The 18,881-nt window shown below is 57.5% G+C and carries 17 protein-coding genes; 6 read left to right on the forward strand and 11 right to left on the reverse strand.

Annotated features, from left to right (window positions below; all coding sequences use genetic code 11):
- Positions 1–74: 74 nt before the first annotated feature.
- Positions 75–911, forward strand: coding sequence for an S-formylglutathione hydrolase (gene fghA / locus M8318_RS17935; RefSeq protein WP_262663779.1), 837 nt, complete (start codon positions 75–77; stop codon positions 909–911).
- A gap of 59 nt (positions 912–970) precedes the next feature.
- Here the strand turns inward: fghA and cirA are convergent, their stop codons facing one another.
- The 3 genes from cirA to yieE all read right to left on the reverse strand — a co-directional run bounded on the left by cirA (position 971) and on the right by yieE (position 5,648).
- A complete protein-coding gene (gene cirA / locus M8318_RS17940) occupies positions 971–2,941 on the reverse strand; it encodes a catecholate siderophore receptor CirA (RefSeq protein WP_262663781.1) in 1,971 nt (656 codons plus the stop codon).
- Between the two features lie 189 nt (positions 2,942–3,130).
- Positions 3,131–4,600: an amino acid permease gene (locus M8318_RS17945; protein ID WP_262663782.1), complete on the reverse strand. Its 1,470-nt coding sequence runs from the start codon at positions 4,598–4,600 to the stop codon at positions 3,131–3,133.
- A 178-nt stretch (positions 4,601–4,778) separates the two neighbouring features.
- Positions 4,779–5,648 (reverse strand): DNA-binding transcriptional regulator YeiE, encoded by an 870-nt coding sequence (gene yieE / locus M8318_RS17950; protein WP_262663783.1) that lies wholly within the window; start codon positions 5,646–5,648, stop codon positions 4,779–4,781.
- 122 nt (positions 5,649–5,770) lie between these two features.
- Here yieE and M8318_RS17955 point away from each other — a divergent pair, with 122 nt between their 5' ends.
- The 3 genes from M8318_RS17955 (at position 5,771) to M8318_RS17965 (ending at position 8,819) form a co-directional block, all read left to right on the forward strand.
- Positions 5,771–6,817 (forward strand): YeiH family protein, encoded by a 1,047-nt coding sequence (locus M8318_RS17955; RefSeq protein WP_262663784.1) that lies wholly within the window; start codon positions 5,771–5,773, stop codon positions 6,815–6,817.
- 65 nt (positions 6,818–6,882) lie between these two features.
- On the forward strand, positions 6,883–7,740 hold the full coding sequence (gene nfo / locus M8318_RS17960; protein ID WP_262663785.1) for a deoxyribonuclease IV: 858 nt from the start codon (positions 6,883–6,885) through the stop codon (positions 7,738–7,740).
- Between the two features lie 2 nt (positions 7,741–7,742).
- Positions 7,743–8,819 (forward strand): sugar kinase, encoded by a 1,077-nt coding sequence (locus M8318_RS17965; protein ID WP_262663802.1) that lies wholly within the window; start codon positions 7,743–7,745, stop codon positions 8,817–8,819.
- A gap of 34 nt (positions 8,820–8,853) precedes the next feature.
- Here M8318_RS17965 and M8318_RS17970 read toward each other — a convergent pair whose 3' ends face one another.
- From M8318_RS17970 to fruB, 6 genes are all read right to left on the reverse strand, one after another.
- Entirely contained in the window at positions 8,854–10,110 is a 1,257-nt protein-coding gene (locus M8318_RS17970; protein WP_106995359.1) for a NupC/NupG family nucleoside CNT transporter, read from the reverse strand.
- 90 nt (positions 10,111–10,200) lie between these two features.
- On the reverse strand, positions 10,201–11,136 hold the full coding sequence (locus tag M8318_RS17975) for a pseudouridine-5'-phosphate glycosidase (RefSeq protein ID WP_262663787.1): 936 nt from the start codon (positions 11,134–11,136) through the stop codon (positions 10,201–10,203).
- Positions 11,129–12,064, reverse strand: a complete 936-nt coding sequence (locus M8318_RS17980) for a pseudouridine kinase (RefSeq protein WP_262663788.1) — start codon at positions 12,062–12,064, stop codon at positions 11,129–11,131. Before M8318_RS17980 ends, M8318_RS17975 begins: the two co-directional genes overlap by 8 nt.
- A gap of 279 nt (positions 12,065–12,343) precedes the next feature.
- Positions 12,344–14,041 (reverse strand): PTS fructose transporter subunit IIBC, encoded by a 1,698-nt coding sequence (gene fruA, locus M8318_RS17985; RefSeq protein ID WP_262663790.1) that lies wholly within the window; start codon positions 14,039–14,041, stop codon positions 12,344–12,346.
- 16 nt (positions 14,042–14,057) lie between these two features.
- Positions 14,058–14,996, reverse strand: coding sequence for a 1-phosphofructokinase (gene fruK, locus M8318_RS17990; RefSeq protein ID WP_039031046.1), 939 nt, complete (start codon positions 14,994–14,996; stop codon positions 14,058–14,060).
- Positions 14,996–16,126, reverse strand: a complete 1,131-nt coding sequence (fruB, locus tag M8318_RS17995; protein ID WP_262663792.1) for a fused PTS fructose transporter subunit IIA/HPr protein — start codon at positions 16,124–16,126, stop codon at positions 14,996–14,998. Before fruB ends, fruK begins: the two co-directional genes overlap by 1 nt.
- Positions 16,127–16,483: 357 nt before the next feature.
- Here fruB and setB point away from each other — a divergent pair, with 357 nt between their 5' ends.
- Positions 16,484–17,665 (forward strand): sugar efflux transporter SetB, encoded by a 1,182-nt coding sequence (gene setB, locus M8318_RS18000; protein WP_262663793.1) that lies wholly within the window; start codon positions 16,484–16,486, stop codon positions 17,663–17,665.
- Here setB and M8318_RS18005 read toward each other — a convergent pair.
- Complete coding sequence (locus M8318_RS18005) at positions 17,662–17,916, reverse strand: YkgJ family cysteine cluster protein (RefSeq protein ID WP_142486493.1); 255 nt, start codon at positions 17,914–17,916, stop codon at positions 17,662–17,664. The genes setB and M8318_RS18005 overlap by 4 nt on opposite strands.
- 163 nt (positions 17,917–18,079) lie before the next feature.
- Between M8318_RS18005 and yeiP the strand changes: the two genes are divergently transcribed.
- Positions 18,080–18,652, forward strand: a complete 573-nt coding sequence (gene yeiP / locus M8318_RS18010) for an elongation factor P-like protein YeiP (protein ID WP_014884579.1) — start codon at positions 18,080–18,082, stop codon at positions 18,650–18,652.
- 134 nt (positions 18,653–18,786) lie between these two features.
- Here the strand turns inward: yeiP and M8318_RS18015 are convergent.
- Positions 18,787–18,881, reverse strand: a 95-nt coding sequence (locus M8318_RS18015) for an IS3 family transposase (RefSeq protein ID WP_262660599.1), incomplete at its 5' end; no start/stop codon positions are given.

Here is an 18,881-nt window from a genome sequence, read left to right on the forward strand (position 1 = left end):
GTTACTCACTCGTTATTGAATTATCTGTATTATGACCTTCATCTCTTTATACAACCTTCCTGAAGGAGCCCTGCATGGAACTGCTCGAAGAGCACCACTGTTTTGAAGGTCGACAGCAGCGCTGGCGTCATGACTCGGCAGTGCTGAACTGCGCGATGACATTCAGCATTTTTCTGCCTCCGGATACCGGCGCGGCAAAACCGCCGGTGCTGTACTGGCTCTCCGGCCTGACCTGCAACGATGAGAACTTCACTACCAAAGCGGGCGCTCAGCGCGTGGCGGCGGAACTGGGGATCGCTCTGGTGATGCCGGATACCAGCCCGCGCGGTGACGACGTGGCAGACGATGCCGGTTACGACCTTGGCAAAGGCGCCGGGTTCTACCTCAACGCCACTCAGGCGCCCTGGGCCAATCATTACCGGATGTACGATTACCTGCGCGATGAGCTGCCGGCACTGATCCAGGCAGAGTTTGCGGTATCCGATCGCTGTGCCATCAGCGGCCACTCAATGGGCGGCCACGGTGCGCTGGTGATGGCACTGAAAAACCCGGGTAAATACGTTAGCGTGTCGGCCTTTGCACCGATCGTGAATCCGGCTCAGGTGCCGTGGGGGCAAAAAGCGTTCAGCCATTATCTGGGTGAGGATGCCGCGACCTGGCAGGAATGGGACAGCTGCGCGCTGATGCTGGCCAGCCAGCCGGAACAGGCGATCCCGACCCTTATCGATCAGGGTGATGCCGATCAGTTCCTGGCGAGCCAGTTACAACCGGCGGTGCTGGCGGAAGCCGCGCGCCAGAAGGCCTGGCCGCTAACATTGCGCATCCAGACCGGCTACGATCACAGCTACTACTTTATTGCGTCGTTTATTGAAGATCATCTGCGCTTCCATGCGCAGCAGTTATTGAAGTAAGTGCGGCCTGATGCCCGGTGTAGGCCGGGCAAGCGCAGCGCCGCCCGGCGATCCCACCATCAGAACTGGTAATCCACCGCCATAAAGTAACGGCGTCCCTCTTCGGTGTAGCTGTAGTCGTCGCGGCTGAGATCTTTATCCAGCAGGTTCATCACTCCCGCACGCAGCTTGACGTTTTTGGTTGCCTGCCATGCGCCACCGGTGTTCCACACCACGTAGCCGCCCGGCGTTGCATCCCCATCGGTAACAGTGCGTTTCTCACCCGTGTAATTGCCCTGCACGTAGAAGGACCACGCCTGTGTTGCCTGCCAGTCAAGCGTGCCGTTCGCGGTATGGAAAGGCATGTCGGAGAGCGGCTTGTTGTCGCCGTTGCTGATATCACGCCCGTCGTTGTAGGTGTAATTCAGCGTCATGCGCCAGTCTTCGGCAATCGGGAACTTAACTTCCGTCTCCAGGCCGCGAATACGCGCCTTATTGACGTTGTAGTAACGGAACACCGGTTCGCCGTCGGCATTCAGCCCGACGTAGTTCGGGTAGCCCTGCGCCTGATTAACGTTCGCGGTACGCAGAATGCTGATGCGATCATCTACGTCGTTCTGGAAAGCGGTAATGCTACCCTGCACGCCCTCTAACCAGCCCTCTTCCCCGTTATAGTAGAGACCTAATTCGATGCTTTCGCTGGTTTCCGGCTTCAGATCCGGGCTACCGACAATTTCACAGGCACCGCGGCAGGAGCCGGTGGTCCAGTCCGGACTCAGTTGCAGCAGGGATGGCGCTTTGAATGCCGTCGCCCAGCCGCCTTTTACCGTCAGGGTGTCGGTGGCGTTATAGACCAGATAAGCACGCGGGCTCCAGTGGTCGCCGTAGGTTTCGTGATCGTCCATACGCACGCCGGTGGTCAGCGCCAGCGGCTCGAAGATCCGCCATTCATCTTCCAGGAACAGCGCATACTGGCTGGCAGAGGTGTTACTGCTGCTACCGCCGGTGATGTTAACCGGATCTTTCAGCTTGTCATGACGCCATTCCCCACCAAAGGTCAGGAGCTGGTTAATCTCTCCCAGGGGCAGAACGTATTTGCCGTCAATGGAGTTGCTTTCGGACGTGATTGGGTTGCTGTTGCTCGGGTTCTTGTTATCCACCTTCTCGCCGTAGAATTTCAGCTCGCTGTTGCCCAGGCCCCAGCGGCCATTGTGGCTCAGGGAGTAGTTCTGGCGCTCAAGGCGGTTCTGATCCAGCGAGTCGGAATCGCGGTCCTGACGGTCAAAGCCGTAGCCGGCGGTAAAATCGTGATTCTCGTTTGGGGTCCAGGCAAATTCCACGTTGGCATCGCGGCTGGTGAAGCCCTCGATACGCGGGGTTTCGCCGGTGGCGCTGGTTGTTGAATCCTGAGGATCGTCTTTATCGCGTTTTGACAGGCTGCCAAAGGCTTTCAGGCCGAGGACGCCATCCACCAGCGGGCCGCTGGTATAGAACTGGCCGCCGTAGGTGTCGCCACGATCGCGGTGCTCCTGAATGGTGGTGTCGGCGGTCAGAGTGCCGGTCCATTTCTGGCCGATCTTTTTGGTGATAATGTTGACCACGCCGCCCAGGGCATCAGAGCCGTAGAGGGAGGACATCGGCCCACGCACCACTTCGATGCGCTCGATGGCGTCAACCGGCACCCAGTTGAGATCGAAGTCGTTATGGCGGAAAACGGCGTTGCGGGAGTTAACGCGTTTACCGTCAACCAGGATCAGCGTGTAGCTGCTGTCCAGACCGCGAATACTGACGCCCTTACGGTTGTCCCCTTCGTTAGTTAATTGCACGCCCGGAACGTCACGTAACACATCTTTCAGGTTCTGCACTGGCTTACGCTGCAGATCCTGCTGGGTGATGACGCTGATACTGGCCGGGGCATCCTTCAGGTTTTGCTCGTTGGCCGAGGCGGTCACCACCATAGTGTCGCCAGATTCCGCCGCAACAACCGGCAGGGCCAGGGATAGAGCAGACGCACACAGCCCTCCCCGAACGAAGGGATTCAACCTAAACATTTACTATCTCCATGAGGTAAACACAGCAAAATCAAATATGTACTGCTCACAATTGCTTTTTTATAATTCGATAATGATAAGGCAAACGATAACTATTATCAATTCAATTGTTAAAAGTTATGTCAAGATGGCATACTGTGGAGATAAAAAAACCCGCTCGGATGAGCGGGTTTAAGAGAGGTAATGCGTTTATTTTTTGAAGCTATTCGGGAAGTCCATTTCGTCATAGCTGACAAACTTTGATCCCTTCGTCAGCTTGTAGCCAAACCAGATGATCAGGAACAGCGGGATACCAATATAGGTCGCTGCCACGCCGCCCCAGTCGATTGTGTCAGCCAGGAAGGCTTCGTAGTTCTGACCCAGGGTAATGATCAGACAGAGCACAAAGGCGAAGATCGGCCCCAGCGGGAAGAACCCGGAACGGTACGGCAGATTATTAATGTCATAACCCTGCTTCACGTAGCCGCGACGGAAACGGTAGTGGCTGATAGCGATCCCCAGCCAGGCGATAAAGCCCGTCATCCCGGAGGTGTTCAGCAGCCACAGGTAGACCGTCTGGTTGCCGAACATCGAGGTCAGGAAGCACAGGCAGGCAATCACGGTGGTGGCATACAGCGCGTTACGCGGCACGCCGCCCCGGGACAGCTTCGCGAAGATACGCGGCGCTTTGCCGTCGCAGGCCAGGGAGTAGAGCATACGGGTAGAGGCGTACATCCCGGAGTTACCCGCCGACAGTACCGCCGTCAGGATCACCGCATTCATCACCGCCGCCGCAGAGAGCAGACCGGCATGCTGGAACACCAGGGTGAACGGGCTGACGCTGATGTCTTTTACATCGTTACGCAGCAGGCTCGGATCGGTATACGGAATGATCAGGCTGATAATCAGGATCGCGAACACATAGAACAGCAGGATACGCCAGAAGACCTGGCGCACCGCGCGCGGAATGTTCTTCTCCGGGTTTTCGGATTCACCGGCGGCAATACCGATAAGCTCCGTGCCCTGGAAGGAGAAGCCGACGATCATCGCCACGCCAATCATCGCCGAGAAGCCCCCGGCAAACGGCGCATCGCCAATCCCCCAGTTGCTCCAGCCCGCCGGTTCGGTGCCTTTGAAGATGCCAACAATCATCGCCACGCCCACGGCGATAAAGATGATCACCGTGGCGACTTTAATCAGCGAGAACCAGTATTCCGCTTCGCCAAAACCGCGCACGGAGATGTAGTTCAGCAGGAAGATCACCCCGAGGAAGAGCGCACTCCAGATCCAGCCCGGCGTATCCGGGAACCACCAGGTCATCACCAGCTGCGATGCCACCAGATCCACGGCGATGGTGACCGCCCAGTTGTACCAGTAGTTCCAGCCCAGCGCGAAGCCGAAGCCTTCTTCAACGTATTTCTGACCGTAGGTAGAGAAAGAACCGGATACCGGCATGTACGCCGCCAGTTCACCCAGGCTGGTCATCAGGAAGTAGACCATCAAACCGATCAGGATATAGGAAAAGAGCGCGCCGCCCGGGCCCGCTGCAGAAATGGTCGCACCAGAGGCGACAAAAAGACCTGTACCAATAGAACCGCCAATGGCAATCATCGTCAGGTGACGCGCCTTGAGTTCGCGACGTAGCGCGGGCGCTTCTGTGGTTTTAGTTTCGGAAACCATATGAAAATGCTGTCCATTCAAAAAATGAGGCGCGATTGTAGCAGACGATCGCCAGCTCTTCCGGCACAAATGCCCTGTTATAAGAGAGCTTCATGACCGGACCAGGATTATAAGTAAAGCAGAGAATAGTATTGGTGCGCGGAATAGATCCCGGCGGACAAAACGCCGCCGGACGGGCTTACATTTCGCAGTAACGCAGAAAACGCTGCAGGGAGTTGGAGAGGTGCTTCTGGCGGTGATGGATGCGCCACAGAGTACGCACCAGCTTGTTCGGCAGCGGAACGGGGATCTCCACAAGCAGGCCGCTCTCCAGCTGTTCGGCAATCACCCGGCGCGACAGGCAGCTGATGCCCAGACCGTGGCGTACCGCATGTTTGATGGCTTCCGAATTGCCCAGTTCCATGCCCATATGGAACTGCGGCAGGTGCGACAGCAGCAGATAATCGACGATCTCCCGCGTGCCTGACCCCTGCTCGCGCAAAATCCACGGTGCCTGCGCCAGCCGCTCCAGGGTTACCTCTTGCTGTAATAAAGAAGAGGCTGGCGAGGCGAAGACCACCAGCTCATCCTCCAGCCAGGGATCCGCAATGATGTCGGCGTTGTGGCACGGCCCTTCGATAAGGCCGATATCCACCCGAAAATCGATCACCGCGTTGATCACGTCCTGGCTGTTGCCAACGCTCATCTCCAGCGGCAAACCCGGGAAATCGCGGCGGTAGCGGGCAATCACCTCCGGCAGGATGTAGTTGCCGATGGTGCTGCTGGCATAGACGCGGATGGCGCCGTTGTCTTCACGAAACAGCTGTTCGATCTCGACGGTCTGCTCCAACAGCGCCAGCGCGCGGGGATAGAGCAGGCGTCCGTGCTCGTTCACCACCAGCCGCTTCCCTACCCTGTCAAAGAGCTGAACCCCCAGTTGGCCTTCGAGATCGGTCAGCGCGGCGCTGACAGCAGACTGGGACAGGGCCAACATCTGGGAAGCCTGGGTAGTCGACCCGCTTTTCAGCACTTCGGCAAAGACCTCAAGCTGGCGTAACGTAATGTGCATAGTCACCATCCGGAACGGTAAGCACCCTGCTTACCACTTATAGAGATTAATTATAAATATATAATCAATTTTATTTTTAAACCAGCGCGCCGTAACCTTTAGCCAGAGAAAAGGAGAAGGTTATGACAACACTCACCCTGCAGCATCATCATTCAGTCCGGCGCTACATTCCTGGCCTGGCGCTGAGCGCGCTGGTCACCGGTGTGGCCTTATGGGGCGGCACTATTCCGGCAGTGGCCGGGGCGGGATTCAGTGCCCTGACGCTGGCCATCCTGCTGGGTATGGTGGTCGGGAATACGGTCTATCCGCACATCTACAAACCCTGTGATAGCGGCGTGATCTTCGCCAAACAGCACCTGCTGCGCCTCGGGATCATCCTGTACGGTTTTCGCCTGACCTTTGCGCAGATTGCTGACGTGGGCGTCAGCGGGATCGCCATCGACGTGTTAACCCTGACCAGTACCTTCCTGCTGGCCTGCTTTATCGGCCAGAAGGTATTCGGGCTCGACAAACAGACCAGCTGGTTGATTGGTGCCGGGAGCAGCATTTGTGGCGCCGCGGCGGTGCTGGCGACCGAGCCGGTGGTAAAGGCCGAGGCCAGCAAGGTGACGGTTGCCGTGGCAACGGTGGTGATCTTCGGTACCCTGGCGATCTTCCTCTATCCGGCGATGTATCCGCTGGTGGCGCACTGGTTTAGCCCGGAAACCTACGGGATTTACATCGGCTCGACGATGCATGAGGTGGCCCAGGTAGTGGCTGCGGGTCACGCCATCAGCCCGGAAGCAGAGAATGCGGCGGTGATCGCCAAAATGCTGCGGGTGATGATGCTGGCCCCCTTCCTGCTGATTCTGGCGGCGCGGGTGAAACAGCTTGCTCCGGCGGGCAACGGCGAGAAGAGCAACATCACCATTCCGTGGTTTGCGATCCTGTTTATTGTGGTAGCGGTGTTTAACTCGTTCCATCTGCTGCCCAAAGCGGTAGTGGATATGCTGGTGACGCTGGATACGGTACTGCTGGCGATGGCGATGGCGGCGCTGGGTTTGACCACTCACGTCAGCGCCCTGAAAAAGGCCGGAGCCAAACCGCTGCTGATGGCGCTGGTGCTCTTCGTCTGGCTGATTGTCGGCGGGGGCGCCATTAACCTGGCGGTACACAGACTGCTGGCATAAACCACTTCATCCTTCTCCTGTTAACCCGCTATCATTAGCGTTTGTGGGTTAACAGGAGTCCCTGTATGAAATATGTTGGAGCGCACGTCAGCGCTGCTGGCGGTCTGGCAAACGCCGCCATTCGTGCCGCCGAAATTGAGGCGACCGCTTTCGCCCTGTTCACCAAAAATCAGCGCCAGTGGCGCGCCGCGCCGTTAACCACTCAGGTAATTGATGAGTTCAAAGCGGCCTGCGAAAAATACCATTTCACCTCCGGTCAGATCCTGCCTCACGACAGCTTCCTGATTAACCTCGGTCACCCGGAACAGGAGGCGCTGGATAAATCCCGCGCGGCGTTCCTCGATGAGGTACAGCGCTGCGAGCAACTCGGCCTGACGCTGCTGAACTTCCACCCGGGCAGCCATCTGTCGCAGATCGACGAAGATGCCTGCCTGGTGCGGATCGCCGAGTCGATCAATATCGTGCTGGAACAGACGCAAGGGGTGACGGCAGTAATTGAAAATACCGCCGGACAGGGCAGCAACTTAGGGTTCCGCTTTGAGCATCTGGCGGCCATCATCGACGGCGTGGAAGATAAATCCCGCATCGGCGTCTGCATTGATACCTGCCACGCCTTTGCCGCCGGTTACGACCTGCGCAGCAGTGAAGAGTGTGCAAAAACCTTCGCGGAATTCGAACGCATCGTGGGCTTTAAATACCTGCGCGGCATGCACCTCAACGATGCGAAAAGCACCTTTGGCAGCCGCGTTGACCGCCACCACAGCCTCGGTGAAGGCAATATCGGCCACGACGCGTTCCGCTTTATCATGCAGGACCCGCGTTTCGACGGTATTCCGCTGGTGCTGGAAACCATTAACCCGGATATCTGGGCGGAAGAGATCGCCTGGCTGAAGGCACAACAGCACGCCGAGGCCACCGCATAATGATGAACGAAAGGGAAAAGCAGATCCTGAAGATCCTGCGGCGCAACCCTCTTATTCAGCAGCATGAAATCGCCCAGATCCTCGATATCAGCCGCTCGCGCGTGGCCGCGCACATCATGGATTTGATGCGTAAAGGGGCGATCAAGGGCAAGGGCTATATCCTCACCGAACAGGATTATTGCGTGGCGCTCGGCGCCATCAATATGGATATACGCGGCGTGGCCGACATTCGCTTCCCTGAACCCTCCTCCCATCCGGGGGCGATCCAGTGCGCGGCAGGTGGCGTGGCGCGAAATATTGCCCATAACCTGGCGCTGCTGGGCCGCGAGGTACACCTGATCTCCGCGGTCGGCAGTGATTTTTATGGCGAAACCCTGCTGGAGCAAACCCGGCTGGCGGGCGTTAACGTTCAGAGTACGATCCGCCTGCACGGGCAAAGCACGGCGACCTACCTGTCGATTGCCAACCCGCAGGACGACACCGTGCTGGCTATCAACGACACGCACATCCTGCAGGAGCTGACGCCGCAGCTGCTGAACCAGTCGCGCGAGCTGCTGGCCCATGCTGGGGTAGTGCTGGCCGACTGTAATCTCACGGCAGAGTCCCTGGAGTGGGTCTTTACCCTCGCCGGAGATGTTCCGGTGTTTGTCGACACGGTTTCAGAATTTAAAGCCGACAGAATCAAGCCCTGGCTGTCGCGGATTCATACCCTCAAACCAACGCTGAAAGAGCTGCAGATTCTGGCGGAGTGCGACGATCGTCAGGCCGCACTGACCACCCTGCATGAGAAAGGGGTGCAGCGGGTTGTTGTGTGTCTGGAAGATGATTCGGTGCTGTGCAGTGAGCAAGGCGCGGAGCCGTTCCTGCTGGCCCCTCCTGAGCACCCTGTGGTCGACCGTTTTGGTGCCGATGATGCCTTTATGGCAGGTCTGATTTACGGTTTCCTCGACGGGAGCGATTTTGCTGATGCGGCGCGGTTTGCCCTCGCCTGCGCGGCGCTTTCCCGCGCCAGTGAAAGCATTAACAATCCGAGCCTGTCAGTGGATAACGCCTGGTCCCTGCTGAACAATCCGCAGTAAAAAAGCCGGGTAGTGTCGCTACCCGGCCTGAATGTCACGAGCCCGCTAAACCGATAAAGAACCCGGCGATGGTGGCGCTCATCAGATTAGAGAGCGTTGCCGCCACCAGCGCCCGCACGCCAAGCTGGGCGATCTCAGGGGCGCGCTGGGGCGATACTGCAGAAAAGGCTCCCACCACTACCCCAATTGAACCGAAGTTGGCGAAACCGCACAACGCGAACGAGATAATGGCGATGGTTTTTACGTCCAGCTGACCGGCGGTTTGCAGATACGGCGAGAAGTTGAGATAGGCGACGAACTCGTTGATTGCCAGCTTCTGCCCGATCAGGCTGCCCGCCAGGGTCGCATCCTGCCATTCGACGCCCATGATCCACGCCAGCGGTGCGAGGGCGTAGCCAAACAGCCCTTCGAGGCTCAGACTTTCGATGCCAAACCAACCGCCGATGCCGCCCAGCATGCCGTTCAGCAGGGCTATAATGGCCACAAACGCCATCACCACCGTGGCGACCCCGGCGGCGATTTTCAGCCCGGTCATCGCCCCGGTGGCTGCGGCTTCGATAATGCTTTTTGGCGGCGTCTCGCTGAAGGAAAGATTCTCAAAGGTGACCTGCGACTCTTCGGTGGCCGGGCTCAGCAGACGGGCAAACAGGATCCCGCCCGGGATCGCCATCAGCGAGGCGGCCAGCAGGTAATCAATCGGCACCCCCATCCCCGCGTAGCCAATCAGCATCGACCCGGCAATCGACGCCATCCCACTGCAAATGGCGGTAAACAACTCGTTGCGGTTCAGCTTATCGACAAAGGGTTTGACGATCGCCGGGATCTCGTTCTGCCCGAGGAAGATGGTGGTCACTGCGACAAAGGATTCGATTTTGCTGATGCGCAGCGCTTTCTGGAAAATACCGCCCAGCACGCGGATCAGCAGCCCCATCACCCCGATGTAGTACAGCAGGCTGATCAGCGCGGTGACAAAGATAATGGCAGGCAGCACCCGGAAGGCAAACACGAACCCGGCCCCGTCAAAGAGGGTGTCCATCTTCGGCCCGACCAGCGCCCCAAAGATAAAGGCGCTGCCGGCATCGCTGTAGGACATGACCTTACTCACCCCGATAGCAGCCTGTTCGACCAGCCATTTACCGGGTGGGAAATAGAGCATAATGCCGCCAATCGCCACCTGTAAGACGAATGCGGCACCGACGGTGCGCAGGCTGATACGGCGTTTATTGACCGACAGGAGGAAGGCTATCGCCAACAGTACCGCCATACCCAGCAGACTTCTCATTACATCCATAATGATTTCCTTACCTGAAAACCCGGCGACAGGCCGGGTATCCGTGATTCCACTGCGAAGACAGGCGACGGCAAACTGCCTGTGAAAGGGTTACGCGATACGCTGATACGCCTTCGCGATATCGCAGGCCAGGCGGGCATTGTTAAAGACCAGCTGAATGTTTGATTTCAGGCTGTCGCCGCCGGTCAGTTCCGCCACGCGGGCCAGCAGGAACGGGGTACTGGCTTTGCCAGTGACACCCTGCTCATCCGCTTCCCTCACCGCCTGGTCGATAGCGGCGTTGATGGTCTCTTCCGCCATCGCAAACTGCTCGGGAATGGGATTGGCAATCACCAGGCCACCGTTGAGGCCGGTTTGCCATTTCACCGCCATCGCCCGGGCAATGGCCTCGGCGCTGTCGAGACGGATACTGACCTCAAACGGGCTGGTGCGGCAGAAAAAGGCCGGCAGGGACTGAGTTTGATAGCCAATCAGCGGCACGCCGTTGGTCTCTAAATATTCGGTGGTTAAGCCGAGATCGAGAATGGATTTCGCCCCGGCGCAGACTACGGCAACGTTGGTTTTCGCCAGCTCCTGTAAATCGGCGGAAATATCAAAGGTGTGCTCTGCGCCACGGTGAACGCCGCCGATCCCGCCGGTGGCAAAGATCTTAATCCCGGCCATCGCGGCAATGATCATGGTGGAGGCCACCGTGGTGGCGCCGTTGATGCCTGCCGCCACCACAAAAGGTAAATCCCGGCGGCTGACTTTGGTCACCGCATGGCCTTCGCGGCCTAATAATTCAATCTCCTCTTTACTCAGTCCAACTTTCATTACGCCACGAATAATGGCAATGGTGGCCGGAATAACCCCCTGCTGGCGGATCGCATCTTCAACTTCCAGCGCCGTCTGGGCATTTTGCGGGAAAGGCATGCCGTGAGAAATAATGGTGGATTCAAGCGCCACAATCGGTTTGTTATTATTTAAAGCGTCCTGAACTTCGGGAGAAATTTGCAGGAACTCAGCAGGCAATTTTAATTCAGACATGTTCTCTCTCCATTAATACATTAACGTTTTCAGACGATAAATCAGGGTTATTGGTAAATACGGAAGCCAGCGCCAGTGAAGAACAGCCCTGGGCAAAACGAACGGAATTTTTAAATGCGGCTCCTTCCAGCCAGCAGAAGGCAAGCCCCGCCATCATCGCGTCGCCTGCGCCGGTGACGTTGACTACCTGGGTTTTAAACGGCGCTGACCAGCCGCTTTCGCCCGCGTTCTCGCTGTAATACACGCCGTCGCCGCCCATGCTCAGCACCAGCCGGAACAAGCCATGCTGGTGAAACCAGTCCGCCACTTTTGGCGCATCCGCCGCGCAGGAGAGCGGGATACCGCTCAGGGTTTCGGCCTCCAGCCGGTTGGGCTTCAGGGTGTGGATATGCCCCAGCCAATCGCAAATCTTGCTGCATTTCCAGGCCGAGACCGGATCAACGAAAACCGGCGTCTGGCCTGCATTCTCAAAGATCCAGCCGAGCGCTGATTCGCTGAGATTGCAGTCCACCACCACCGCTTTTGCCGCACGGATAAACGCCAGATGGTGAGCGAGATAGTGCGGATTAATGTGGTCAGAGATCGCCATATCATTGATGGCAACCAGCATCTCCCCGGTATTGTCGAGCAAGGATAAATAGCTGGAGGTACCCTCTCCGGGAATAACCTGGCACTTATCGATCTGCACCCCGGCGGCCTGGGTTTGTGACAGCAGCGACTGACCGTAAAAATCGTCGCCTACCGCGGAAAGGAGCCAGACGTTTTTACCCAATAGCGCCAGATTTTGCGCAATATTGCGGCCTACGCCGCCGGGGGTGAATTTTATTTTCCCTGGATTAGAGTCGGCGTAATTGAGCGAAGCATGTGAATATCCCGCTACGTCCATATTTGCAGAACCAATAACAACAATATAATCCTTTTCACGCATAGAACATCCTCTGGCGCGGAGGCCATCGCAATGACAATTAAGCGATTTGGTAACATTAAGAGTTATTAGAGCACATGTTTATATATAAACATGTGTTCATAGTATGCGTAAGGAGAGGGAAGTAAAGGGAATGAAATAAGGATCGTTAAACGATCATGAACAGAATCACAATTATTTGTAGAGACAGTATTCAGCTCTACAAAAGAATGCGACTCGTTGCACGTTTAAAAGCAATAAAAAAGGGCAGAGTCGCCTCTGCCCTTTTCGGATGGAGAAAAATTATGCTGCTTTCGCGGCGACCACTTCAGCTTCCGGGCGTTTCAACACCGCGTAAGAGAGACCTGCCACCAGCGTACCGGCGATAATCGCGAACAGGTAACCCAGCACTGGGGTAATCGCCCCCGGGATCAGCAGAACAAACAGCCCACCGTGTGGCGCCATCAGTTTTGCGCCCACCGCCATGGAGATGGCACCGGTCACGGCACCGCCGACGATACAGCACGGCAGTACGCGCATCGGGTCACGGGCGGCAAACGGGATAGCCCCTTCGGTGATAAAGCACAGGCCCAGAACCAGCGCCGCTTTACCGCCTTCCTGCTGCGCCTTGTCGAACTTACGACGGGCAATGATAGTCGCCAGGCCCAGCGCCAGCGGTGGCACCATACCTGCCGCCATAATCGCCGCCATCGGAGCATAGGTCTGGGTACTCAGCAGGCCAACGCCAAACGCGTATGCTGCTTTGTTCACCGGACCACCCATATCGGTACACATCATGGCGCCGAGGATCGCACCCAGCAGGACCGCGTTAGCGGTGCCCATGGTCTGCAGCCAGTGGGTCAGGCCTTCAAGGATACCCGCGACCGGCTTGCCGATCAGGTAGATCATAGCCAGACCAACAACCAGGCTGGAGAACAGCGGAATGATCAGAATCGGTTTCAGCGCTTCCATGCTCTGCGGTAGTTTCAGCTTCGAGCTGATCAGCTTCGCCACGTAGCCTGCGAGGAAGCCCGCGATGATCCCGCCGATAAAGCCAGAGCCAGTGCTCACGGCCAGCATACCGCCGATCAGACCCGGGGTCAGACCCGGACGGTCAGCAATGGAGAACGCAATGTAACCGGCCAGCACCGGCACCATCAGCGCGAACGCCGAGCCGCCACCAATCTGCATCAGCGCCGCCGCCAGGGTACCTGGCTCTTTAAAGGCTTCGATACCAAAGGCGAAGGAGAGCGCGATACAGAGACCGCCCGCTACCACCATCGGCAGCATGTAGGAGACGCCCGTCAGCAGGTGACGATAGGCCCCGGCGGACTCTTTCTTGCCTTCAGAGGCCGAAGAGGCGGTGTTACCTGACGGCTGGAACAGTTTGGCTTCCGCCTGCGCTTTATCCAGCTCCTGAGCCGTTTTCTTCAGTGCCAGACCGGTGGAGGTGCGGTACATCGGCTTACCGGCAAACTTCGCCAGATCCACTTCGATATCCGCGGCCACGATCACCAGGTCCGCTGCCGCCACCTCTTCCGGAGTGATGGCATTGCCTGCGCCCACTGAACCACGGGTTTCAACTTTTACCCACCAGCCGCGTTTTTTGGCTTCGGTTTCAATGGCTTCTGCGGCCATAAAGGTGTGCGCCACGCCGGTCGGGCAGGCGGTAACCGCCACCACGCGTTTCGGACCGCTGGAAACAGCTGTTGCCGTTTCCGCAGCTTTAGGGGCGGTATACAGCACCGCATGGCCTTTCGCTTCGCTCAGGAACAGTTCCGGGTGGGCGACGGCGCGATTGATATCGCCCAGCCACACTTTTTTGCCGTTCAGCGAGCTGTCGGCCGGGATCTTGTCGCCCAGGACGATGACCAGTTCGGCATCGCCCGGGTTGTCGATGAAATCAAGGTGTGCTTTATGTCCCGCCGAACCCAGCAAGGTTTTCGCCATATAGGCGCGCGCCTGTCCGAGTGCAGAGTCAATAATCAGCAGCGTTTTCATTATGCCTCTCCTGCTGTCAGTTAAAAGGTTTCAAGTCAACGCGCGCCATCATCGCGGCTAACTGGGTACGATCGGTGATCCCGACATTGCTCTGGCTGACGGCCAGGGCAGCAACGGCGGTAGCAAGACGTAACGTGTGTTCACTGGATTCACGCATCAGCAGGCCGTAAATCAACCCGCCCACCATCGAATCGCCGGCACCCACGGTGCTGACCACTTCCATCGACGGCGGTTTGGCGATCCACTCGCCGGACGCGTTAACCCACAGCGCGCCCTCGGCACCCAGGGAGATCACCACATGAGCGATACCCTGCTCACGTAAGGCATGGGCGGCTTCAATCACGTCTTTTAATTCTGGCAGCTTACGGCCGGCCCAGATCTCAAGTTCGCGACGATTCGGTTTCACCAGCCACGGCGCGGCTTTCAGACCGGCCACCAGCGCATCGCGGCTGCTGTCAAAGATGATGCACGGACACTGGCTGCGCAGGCGCGTCATCCAGTCGGTGAAAGCTTCCGGGCTGACGCCGGACGGCAGGCTGCCACTGACGCAGACCATGTCGAACTGGCCCAGCCAGGTGAGGGAGTCATTAACGAAACGCTCCCAGTCGGCCTGAGTGACTTCAAAACCGGAGAAGTTCAGGTCGGTCACTTCACCATCTTTTTCGGTCATTTTCACGTTGATGCGGGTACGGCCCTGCACCACCTGAAAACGGTTGGCGATCCCCAGCTCGCTGAACAGCTGCTGGAAACCATCCTGGTTATCTTTGCCAAGGAATCCGCCGACGGTGACGTCGATCCCGAGATCCTTCAGCACTTTCGCAACGTTAATCCCTTTACCTGCCGCGTGCAGGCCAGTGGTACGCACGAGGTTCACTTCGCCGCGTTCAATTTCCGGGCAAAAGCCCACGAGATCGTAAGCCGGGTTCAGCGTAATAGTGGCAACACGTCTGCTCATTATGCGCCCTCCCCCAGACCGGCCGCGATGGCCTCGCCAATCGCTTTCAGCGCCTGTTCAGCATCCGCACCCTGGGCGGTGAAACGCAGGCGATGGCCTTTCTTCACGCCCAGCGCGACAACCTTCATCAGGCTGCGACCGTTGGCCGGTTTCCCGCTGCCGTCGAGGTTGGTAACGGTAACGTCGCTGTTGAACTGCTTAATGGTGTTGACCAGCATGGTGCCCGGACGGGCGTGCAGGCCATGTTCGTTACGCACCACAAACTCGGCGCTCAGCAGTTCATCGGTATTCACATCATCGCTGGTCAGCAGCGCCAGCAGGGTCGCGGCATCGGCTTTCAGCAGTTGTTCAGCTTTTTTGTTCAGCAGCAGGTCGCTCAGGCGCTTCAGCACCTCAACCGGCTGTTCATCAGCCATCGCCACGGTAACCAGCATGGCGGCACTCTCACCTGCGGTATCGAACGGCGTAGCCGCACGGCTGACGGCGATAGCGCTGCGCAGGTTGCCTTCAGCACAGTCGTTCAGCCAGACGCCCTGACCGAGGTTCAGCGGCTTATCGTTAATAGCGTGAGCCACGAAGGCGGTATCCACCGCACCGGCCTCTTTCAGGCGACCGGCGTTGAGCGCCTGCAGGGTCACCAGATTGGATGCCACTATGTCGAGGGTCAGCGTGTCGTTATCCAGCTTCAGGGCTTCGCTCTGCTTTTCACCCATCAGCAAGGCGCGCAGCTCTTCAGCGGTAGTGGCGGATTTCAGCTGTTCAGCCACCGAGTCGTCGCTCAGGACGTGCGTCAGCTGACGCAGCAGGCCGAGATGTTCATCGCTGCTGGCGGCAATCCCGATGGCGACATAGGCCACCTGGCCTTCGCCCCAGAGCACGCCCTGCGGGAACTGATAAACCTGAACGCCGGTTTTCAGCACCTGATCGCGGGTATCGGTGGTGCCATGTGGAATGGCGATGCCATTGCCAAGGAAGGTTGAGGTCTGTTGTTCGCGAGCGAGCATGCCGTCAACGTAGCCGTTAGCGACGTTGCCCGCCTGCACCAGCGCGGCGGCGATCTGCCGGATAGCCTCTTCTTTAGTACCGGCCTGTTCGCCGGGATGAATGTCCTGTACGGATAACTGGAACATGGTTCTCCACTCCTGCTGAAATTGAATCGTTTCAGCTTAAATGTGAAAAAAGGCGCCAATCCGTTTAGGTTAGGTAAACCAATTAGCGCTGAAACGTTTCAAGAAGTCTTGCGCTTTACACGTTACCTTGCAAGTAATGGCTGATTTCAGCATGCAAAATTTAGAGTTACAGCACATTTTTGCTTCAGATTCACACTTCCGACACCGAGTCACCGCTCGGTTTCAGCAACTTCAGCAAGCGCAGCGACAGGATGGAATACCTTTTTGATTTTTTGTGGGGTAAAGGGTGTGGGTATCTGTCTATTTTCTGACAAGCGGCGTACACTCCGCCTCTCTTCATATCACTGATACAGAAACATGCACACGACCCCCGCCGCTGCCTCTCCGAAGTCATTTGATTTGACCTCATCGGCATTTCTCATTGTTGCCTTTCTCACCGGGATTGCCGGGGCGTTACAAACCCCTACCCTGAGCCTGTTCCTCACCAACGAGGTGCATGTCCGTCCGGCCATGGTCGGCTTCTTCTTTACCGGCAGCGCCATCATCGGCATCCTGGTCAGCCAGTTCCTGGCCGGACGTTCGGACAAGAAAGGCGATCGCAAATCGCTGATCGTCTTTTGCTGCCTGATGGGCGTTTTTGCCTGCCTGCTGTTTGCCTGGAACCGTAACTATTTTGTGCTGCTGTTTGTCGGCGTCTTTCTTAGCAGCTTTGGCTCTACCTCCAACCCGCAGCTGTTCGCCTTAGCCCGGGAGCATGCCGACCATACCGGCCGCGAGGCGGTGATGTTCAGCTCGATCCTGCGTGCCCAGGTATCACTGGCATGGGTGGTCGGGCCGCCGCTGGCCTACGCCCTGGCGATGGGGTTTGGTTTCACGGCGATGTATCTCAGCGCCGCGGTGGCGTTTGTGGTCTGTGGGGCGATGGTGTGGTTTTTCCTGCCGACGATGCGCAAAGAGCCGAAGCTGGCCACCGGCGTTCTGGAAGCCCCCCGCCGCAACCGACGCGACGCCCTGCTGCTGTTTACGGTTTGCACCTTAATGTGGGGCACCAACAGCCTGTACATCATCAATATGCCGCTGTTTATCATTAATGAACTGCATCTGTCCGAAAAGCTGGCGGGGGTGATGATGGGCACGGCCGCCGGGCTGGAGATCCCGACGATGCTGATTGCAGGCTACTATGCTAAACGCTTCGGTAAGCGCTTCCTGATGCGCGTTGCCGCCGTTGCGGGCCTGCTGTTTTACGTCGGGATGCTGAGCGCCCACTCGCCGGTGGTGCTGCTGGGATTACAGCTGCTGAACGCTATCTATATTGGTATTCTCGCCGGGATCGGGATGCTCTACTTCCAGGATCTGATGCCGGGCCAGGCGGGTGCCGCGACAACGCTCTACACCAATACCACCCGCGTGGGCTGGATTATTGCAGGCTCGGTGGCCGGGGTAGTGGCCGAGATCTGGAGCTATCATGCGGTATTCTGGATTGCGCTGGGAATGTGCATCCTCACCACGCTCTGCCTGACGCGCATTAAAGATATTTAAGGCGCGGTGAGCGCCTCGAGTTCGAGCAGCCAGGTCATGGCCTGCCCGCGCGAGGTGCTGCACATCTCAAGCGACGGCTGGAGCCCGGCACAGACTTTAGGCCGCAAGCTCGAGCCGAAAATTTTACAGCGCTGCTGCGCGTCGAGCTGGACGCAGGGGGTGTTAGCAGGCTTGCCGTTGGGCATCCCGGGAATAGGACTTGAGATGGAGGGCGCGGTGCAACATGCTCCGCAGTCCGGACGGCAATCCATAAACGTACTTTACCTGAAAGAAAGCCGCTCCCGCGGGCGTGACGCGCACAGTAACACCTTTTGCGTATTGATAGCAAAAGCCACGAAATCCACTTGCCTGAAATGCCGCGCGCGAGTACTTTGACGCGATATTTTTGACCTTCCCGTGAACAGGATTACTGCAATGCCAAGAGCGAACGAAATTAAGAAAGGTATGGTGCTGAATTACAACGGCAAGCTGCTGATTGTGAAAGACATCGATATTCAGGCACCGAGCGCCCGTGGCGCAGCAACGCTGTACAAAATGCGTTTTGCTGATGTGCGTACCGGTCTGAAAGTTGAAGAGCGTTTCAAAGGCGACGATATCGTGGATACCGTTACCCTGACCCGTCGCTATGTCGATTTCTCCTACGTTGACGGCAACGAATACGTATTTATGGATAAAGAAGACTACACCCCGTACATCTTCACCAAAGATCAGATTGAAGAAGAGCTGCTGTTTATCCCGGAAGGCGGAATGCCGGATATGCAGGTTCTGACCTGGGATGGCGTACTGCTGGCGCTGGAACTGCCGCAGACCGTCGATCTGGAGATCGTGGAAACCGCACCAGGCATCAAAGGTGCGTCCGCTTCCGCACGTAACAAACCCGCGACCTTGACCACCGGTCTGGTCGTACAGGTGCCGGAATACCTCTCCGCAGGCGAGAAGATCCGCATCCATATCGAAGAAAAACGCTATATGGGTCGTGCTGACTAATGTGCCCCTTGCCCGGTGGCGCTGCGCTTACCGGGCCTACAAAAAAACCGGCCATTGAGCCGGTTTTTTTATTCGTGCTGTTGTAGGCCGGGTTAGGCGAAGTGAACTGCGCCCCAAAACCTGGACGGCTTGTATTAACCGGTCTTCAGATACTCAGCCCGGAACGCCACCGGGCTGAGTCCTCCCAGACTCAGTTTGATACGCTTGTGGTTCCAGTACCTTATATACG

Source organism: Leclercia tamurae (assembly GCF_025566055.1).
GTDB lineage: Bacteria > Pseudomonadota > Gammaproteobacteria > Enterobacterales > Enterobacteriaceae > Enterobacter > Enterobacter tamurae.

Excerpts from the sequence above, each read along its gene's own strand:
- M8318_RS18005 (WP_142486493.1), bottom strand. The coding sequence starts at position 17,916 with ATGGATTGCCGTCCGGACTGCGGAGCATGTTGCACCGCGCCCTCCATC.
- M8318_RS17980 (WP_262663788.1), bottom strand. The coding sequence starts at position 12,064 with ATGCGTGAAAAGGATTATATTGTTGTTATTGGTTCTGCAAATATGGAC.
- yieE (WP_262663783.1), bottom strand. The coding sequence starts at position 5,648 with ATGCACATTACGTTACGCCAGCTTGAGGTCTTTGCCGAAGTGCTGAAA.
- M8318_RS17945 (WP_262663782.1), bottom strand. The coding sequence starts at position 4,600 with ATGGTTTCCGAAACTAAAACCACAGAAGCGCCCGCGCTACGTCGCGAA.
- M8318_RS17965 (WP_262663802.1), top strand. The coding sequence starts at position 7,743 with ATGAACGAAAGGGAAAAGCAGATCCTGAAGATCCTGCGGCGCAACCCT.
- M8318_RS17970 (WP_106995359.1), bottom strand. The coding sequence starts at position 10,110 with ATGGATGTAATGAGAAGTCTGCTGGGTATGGCGGTACTGTTGGCGATA.
- setB (WP_262663793.1), top strand. The coding sequence starts at position 16,484 with ATGCACACGACCCCCGCCGCTGCCTCTCCGAAGTCATTTGATTTGACC.
- fruK (WP_039031046.1), bottom strand. The coding sequence starts at position 14,996 with ATGAGCAGACGTGTTGCCACTATTACGCTGAACCCGGCTTACGATCTC.
- nfo (WP_262663785.1), top strand. The coding sequence starts at position 6,883 with ATGAAATATGTTGGAGCGCACGTCAGCGCTGCTGGCGGTCTGGCAAAC.
- fghA (WP_262663779.1), top strand. The coding sequence starts at position 75 with ATGGAACTGCTCGAAGAGCACCACTGTTTTGAAGGTCGACAGCAGCGC.
- M8318_RS17955 (WP_262663784.1), top strand. The coding sequence starts at position 5,771 with ATGACAACACTCACCCTGCAGCATCATCATTCAGTCCGGCGCTACATT.
- fruA (WP_262663790.1), bottom strand. The coding sequence starts at position 14,041 with ATGAAAACGCTGCTGATTATTGACTCTGCACTCGGACAGGCGCGCGCC.
- yeiP (WP_014884579.1), top strand. The coding sequence starts at position 18,080 with ATGCCAAGAGCGAACGAAATTAAGAAAGGTATGGTGCTGAATTACAAC.
- fruB (WP_262663792.1), bottom strand. The coding sequence starts at position 16,126 with ATGTTCCAGTTATCCGTACAGGACATTCATCCCGGCGAACAGGCCGGT.
- cirA (WP_262663781.1), bottom strand. The coding sequence starts at position 2,941 with ATGTTTAGGTTGAATCCCTTCGTTCGGGGAGGGCTGTGTGCGTCTGCT.
- M8318_RS17975 (WP_262663787.1), bottom strand. The coding sequence starts at position 11,136 with ATGTCTGAATTAAAATTGCCTGCTGAGTTCCTGCAAATTTCTCCCGAA.